This window comes from Streptomyces sp. (assembly GCF_035563135.1).
Classification (GTDB): domain Bacteria; phylum Actinomycetota; class Actinomycetes; order Streptomycetales; family Streptomycetaceae; genus Streptomyces.
In genome coordinates this window covers 1-5057 of the sequence record NZ_DATMVN010000538.1, presented here as the reverse complement: position 1 = coordinate 5057, position 5057 = coordinate 1, and the positions used below count along the sequence as shown (strand labels likewise).

6 protein-coding genes are annotated in these 5057 nt (G+C 71.5%); 5 read left to right on the top strand and 1 reads right to left on the bottom strand.

Annotated features, from left to right (window positions below; genetic code table 11):
• Positions 1 to 83: 83 nt before the first annotated feature.
• Complete coding sequence (locus VN520_RS23850) at positions 84 to 398, top strand: SCO0607 family lipoprotein (RefSeq protein WP_325748983.1); 315 nt, start codon at positions 84 to 86, stop codon at positions 396 to 398.
• 57 nt (positions 399 to 455) lie between these two features.
• On the opposite strand, the gene VN520_RS23845 is transcribed toward VN520_RS23850, so the two are convergent.
• Positions 456 to 1559, bottom strand: a complete 1104-nt coding sequence (locus VN520_RS23845) for a ferritin-like domain-containing protein (protein WP_325748982.1) — start codon at positions 1557 to 1559, stop codon at positions 456 to 458.
• A 189-nt stretch (positions 1560 to 1748) separates the two neighbouring features.
• On the opposite strand from VN520_RS23845, the gene VN520_RS23840 reads away from it, so the two are divergent.
• The 4 genes from VN520_RS23840 to VN520_RS23825 all read left to right on the top strand — a co-directional run.
• On the top strand, positions 1749 to 2684 hold the full coding sequence (locus tag VN520_RS23840; RefSeq protein WP_325748981.1) for a diiron oxygenase: 936 nt from the start codon (positions 1749 to 1751) through the stop codon (positions 2682 to 2684).
• A 36-nt stretch (positions 2685 to 2720) separates the two neighbouring features.
• A complete protein-coding gene (locus tag VN520_RS23835) occupies positions 2721 to 3482 on the top strand; it encodes a TetR/AcrR family transcriptional regulator (RefSeq protein WP_325748980.1) in 762 nt (253 codons plus the stop codon).
• A 14-nt stretch (positions 3483 to 3496) separates the two neighbouring features.
• Positions 3497 to 3772, top strand: coding sequence for a hypothetical protein (locus VN520_RS23830; protein ID WP_325748979.1), 276 nt, complete (start codon positions 3497 to 3499; stop codon positions 3770 to 3772).
• A 70-nt stretch (positions 3773 to 3842) separates the two neighbouring features.
• A partial coding sequence (locus tag VN520_RS23825) for a protein kinase domain-containing protein (protein WP_414719927.1) occupies positions 3843 to 5057 on the top strand: 1215 nt, incomplete at its 3' end.

Here is a 5057-nt window from a genome sequence, read left to right as displayed (position 1 = left end):
GATATGAGTACGCATGCTCACGCTCCTCCCCTCCGGCCACGGCAGGCTGGTCCCCGTCATCCGCACACCAGAGGGAGCCCACCATGCGCACGGCCAGCCGACTCCGCACCCCGTCCCGCACCACGCTCGGACTCGCCCTGGCAGGCGTCACGGTCGCCCTGCTCACCGGCGCCTGCTCCATGCAGGATGCCGTCTGCGGGGGTGGCGAATACCCGGTCCTGGCCGTGGGCAGCGCCGGCAGCGCATGTGCTCCCGACGGCGAGGAGCCGCCCGAGGGTTACGCCCGCTACCCGGAGGGCAAGGTGCCCGAGCACGTGGACGACAAGTGGTACACCTACTGGAACACCCGGACCCTCGACGAGAACGGCAGGACGATCGAGATCCCCGAGAAGAACTAGCTCGTTCTCCGCCTGGCCGGGAAGGACCGGCTCCGCCCTCCGTCCCGCCGAGGAGAGCTAGCTCCCGCCCTCCGCGATCGCCTCCGCGACCTCTGCCACCCTCACCTGCTCCTCCACCGCGAAGCGGTCCCGGTCCAGCTGCTCCGCGATCTCCTCGTCCTGGGCCATCAGCAGGTCCAGGTTCGAGTCGCCCAGTTCGAGGACGCCCATGTCGACGTAGGCCTTCTGGAGCCGCTCGCCCCAGAGGCCGATGTCCTTGACGCAGGGGACGATCCGGCTGAACAGCAGCTTGCGGAAGAGCTGGAGATACTCGGAGTGCTCGGAGAGGTCCTTGGCCTCCTGCTTGCCTATGCCGAAGTTCTCCAGGACCTCGACGCCGCTGAGGCGGTCGCGCATCAGGTAGCAGCCCTCGATGACGAACTCCTCGCGCTCGCGCAGTTCGGCGTCGCTCAGCTGCTTGTAGTAGTCGCGCAGCGCCATCCGCCCGAAGGCCACGTGCCGGGCCTCGTCCTGCATGACGTAGGCGAGGATCTGTTTGGGCAGCGGCCTGGTCGTGGTGTCGCGGATCATGCCGAACGCGGCGAGTGCCAGCCCTTCGATGAGGACCTGCATGCCGAGGTAGGGCATGTCCCAGCGGGAGTCGCGCAGGGTGTCGCCGAGCAGCCCCTGGAGACTGCCGTTGACCGGGTAGAGCATCCCGACCTTCTCGTGCAGGAAGCGGCCGTAGATCTCCGCGTGCCGCGCCTCGTCCATCGTCTGGGTCGCGGAGTAGAACTTCGCGTCCAGGTCCGGGACGGACTCCACGATCCGGGCGGCGCAGACCATGGCGCCCTGCTCACCGTGCAGGAACTGGCTGAACTGCCAGGAGGTGTAGTGCTTGCGCAGTTCGCCGCGGTCCCGCTCGGTCATCTTCGCCCAGTGCGGGGTGCCGTGGAGCGGAAGGGCCTCGTCCGGTGTGCCGAGCGGGTCGGCGGGGTCGACCTCCAGGCTCCAGTCGATGCGCTTGCTGCCGTCCCACTGCTTGTCCTTGCCCTTCTGGTAGAGGGCGAGGAGGCGTTCGCGGCCGTCGTCGTAGTCCCAGCTGAACCGGGCCGCGCCCGTGGCAGGTACCTGCCATGTGGGCGCGGGGGGTGCGGTGATGTAGAGGTCATGTGTCGACACGGACAGCTCCTTCGCCCGGCGAGGATCGTGCATTCCGCGGTGCTGACGTCAGTTGGCAGGTTCACACGTTGGTAGACATCCGGTCAACAAGTCGCGCACAAGGGATTGACCGCCTTGCTGACAGGCGGTCTCATAATGCGTGTCCGGGAACCTGACCGCCGGTAACCCATGTGCGAGGTGCGTGCAGCCATGACGACCGTGACCGATGACGACATCCAGGCGCTGCGTGACGCGCTCGGCCCGCTCAAGGACCGCGAACAGGTCGCGGCGCGCCTGCTCGAAGCCTCCGCCAAACACTCCTTCGACCCGGACGCCGAGCTGGACTGGGACTCCCCGGCCGAGGACGGCAAGTGGTTCTGGCCGCCCGAGCTGGTCTCCCTGTACGACACCCCGCTGTGGCGGAAGATGTCCGAGGAGCAGCGGATGGATCTGGCGCGCCATGAAGCGGCGTCACTGGCCTCGCTCGGCATCTGGTTCGAGATCATCCTGATGCAGCTGCTCGTCCGGCACATCTACGACAAGTCCGTGACGAGCAAGCACGTCCGCTACGCCCTCACCGAGATAGCCGACGAGTGCCGGCACTCCATGATGTTCGCCCGCATGATCGAGTGGGGCGGGGGGCCCAGCTACCCGGTCCCCCGGCGCTACCACAACCTGGCGCGGGTGCTGAAGACCATCTCCACCACGCCCGGTTCGTTCGCCGCGACCCTGCTCGGCGAGGAGATCCTGGACTGGATGCAGCGGCTCACCTTCCCCGACGAGCGCGTCCAGCCGCTCGTACGCGGAGTGACCCGCATCCATGTCGTCGAGGAGGCCCGGCACGTGCGCTACGCACGCGAGGAGCTGCGCCGCCAGATGGTGACCGCGCCCCGCTGGGAGCGCCAGCTGACCCGGCTCAACTGCGGGGAAGCGGCACGCGTCTTCTCCGTCTGCTTCGTCAACCCGCAGGTGTACGAGAACGTCGGCCTCGACCGCCATGAGGCCGTCGCGCAGGTGAGGGCGAGCGGTCACCGGGCGGAGGTCATGCAGACGGGTGCGAAGCGGCTCACGGACTTCTTCGACGACATCGGTGTGCTCAACGGGGTGGGACGCAGGCTGTGGAAGAGCTCGGGCCTGCTGGCCTGAGGGGTGCTCTTGAAGGCACCGCTTAGGCTTCGGGGTATGACCTCCGCACCCGCAGCACCGCCGGCCCGGGCCTACCGACGGCTCGGCGTCGAGGAGCGCCGCGCCCAACTGCTGGACGCGGCGCTCACGCTCTTCGCCCACCGGGCGCCGGACGACGTGTCGATCGATGAGGTGGCGGTCGCGGCCGGGGTCTCCCGTCCGCTGGTCTACCGCTACTTCCCCGGCGGCAGGCAGCAGTTGTACGAGGCCGCTCTCGGGTCGGCCGCCGAGCAGCTCACGCTCTGCTTCGCGGAACCCGCCGTCGGCCCGCCCACCGAGCGGGTCAGCCGGGTCCTGGACCGCTATCTGGGCTTCGTCGACCAGCACGACGCCGGTTTCAGCGCGTTGCTGCGCGGTGGCAGCGTGGCCGAGACCTCCCGTACGTCCACGATCGTGGACGGCGTGCGCCGGTCGGCGGCCGAGCAGATCCTGCTCCATCTGGGCCGGGGCACCGGGCCGGGGCAGAAGCCCGCCGGGCCGCGTCTGCGGATGATGGTGCGTACCTGGATCGCGGCCGTGGAGGCGGCGTCCCTGATCTGGCTGGACGAGGAGAAGCAGCCGCCGGCCTCCGACCTCAGGGCCTGGCTGGTCGACCATCTGATGGCCCTGCTCGCGGTCACCGCCGCCTCGGACGAGGAGACGGACGCCGTGATGGCGGACCTGCTCGGCCAGGAGACCGCCGACGGCCCCGCCGGGCGGCTCGCGACACTGATCGTCCCGGTGGCGGGCCGGGCCGCGCACCTGCTGGCGCCGGGCTGAGTGACACTGGCCCGGTGAAAAGCGAGAACACGCCCTTCCGCGGCGGCCCCCTGGACGGCCGGGTGCTGCCGGTCCTGCTCGGGCCGACCGGCCATCCGCCCAAGTGGTACGAGGTCCCGGTGCCGGCCGCCGGCGACGGCCCCGCCACCGTGTACGCCTACCGCCGTGCTCCGGCGGGTTATTCCAAGCGGCTCGGGCTGCAACGCGGCTGGGTGTACGAGTACGCCCCCGAGGGCCGTGAGCGCTTCACCCCCAAGTGGCCCTGGAGCAGGCCCCGCAGCGGGTCCTGAGTGTCATCCGTGCCCACGCCCGTAAGATCGGCGCTCGGATGCCGAGGGCACGGTCACAAGGGGGTGCGCCATGGAGGCGCTGCGTCAGGACGATCCACGCCGCTTCGGCCCGTACACCGTGCTGGCGCGCTTCCGCGAGAGCGCGAGCGCCGTGCACTACCTGGCCCGGGGCGCTGACGACGAGCTCGTCGTGGTGACGGCCGCCCGGCCCGCCCTCGCCTCCGTACCCGTCTTCCGGCGCCGCTTCCTCGCCGAGACCCGCACCGCCGAACGGCTGGCCGGCGGCTGGGTGCAGCCGCCGCTCGCCCCGCCGGAGGACGAAGGCCTGTGGACGGCCACGGCTTACGTGCCCGCGGTGACACTCGCCCAGGCGATCGGGCTCGCCGGTCCGCTGCCCGAGCGCGCCGTGCGGATACTGGGCGCCGGCCTGGCCGAAACGCTCTCCCGGGTGCACGCCACCGGGGCCGTGCTCCAGGGGCTGGCGCCGGAGACGGTGCTGCTGGCCGAGGACGGGCCCCGGCTGACCGCGTTCGGGCCTCTGGGGGCGGCTGCCTCCGCCGAGGCCCGGGAGGGCGGGCAGTTGTCCGTACGGCTGGGATACCTCACCCCCGAGCAGGTCGAGGGCAAGGAGGCGGGCCCGGCGTCCGACCTGTTCGTCCTGGGCCTGCTGCTGGCGTACGCGGTGACCGGGACGACCCCGCTCGCCGCCGGGCCCGTGGAGGAGGCGGCCGGGCGGATCGCGCACGGATCCGCCGAACTCGGCGGCGTACCGGCTGAGTTGCGTGCGCTGATCGCGGGCTGCCTGGCGAAGGACCCCGAGGACCGCCCCGGAGCGGGATCGGTCGCCGCGGAACTGGCCCTGGAGGGTGCGGCGGGCCTCGCCAGGGGCGGCTGGCTTTCCGGGCCCCTGTCGGCCGCGGTGACGGACCAGGCGGCGCGGGCGCGTGCGCTGGGCGAGGCGGCGGGCCCGGTTCAGGACGAGGCGGTCATGGGCCCCGTACAGGACCAGGTGGTCATGGGCCCCGTACAGGGCGAGGTGGCCGTAGGCCCCGTACAGGACCAGGCGGTCATGGGCCCCGTACAGGGCGAGGCGGTCACGGGCGCTCTCCAGGACGGTGCCGCGCCCGCGGACCAGGTGCCCCCGCCCGGCGGTGTGGTCACCGGCGGGGCTCAGGGCGGCGGGGGCATCGCCGAGGACAGCCGGACCACGCGCTTCCGGGGAGCCGGGCCGCACGCACCGCGGTCCGACCGGGCGACGACCCAGCTCGCCCTCCCTCCCGGGGCG

Excerpts from the sequence above, each read along its gene's own strand:
- VN520_RS23850 (WP_325748983.1), top strand. The coding sequence starts at position 84 with ATGCGCACGGCCAGCCGACTCCGCACCCCGTCCCGCACCACGCTCGGA.
- VN520_RS23840 (WP_325748981.1), top strand. The coding sequence starts at position 1,749 with ATGACGACCGTGACCGATGACGACATCCAGGCGCTGCGTGACGCGCTC.
- VN520_RS23835 (WP_325748980.1), top strand. The coding sequence starts at position 2,721 with ATGACCTCCGCACCCGCAGCACCGCCGGCCCGGGCCTACCGACGGCTC.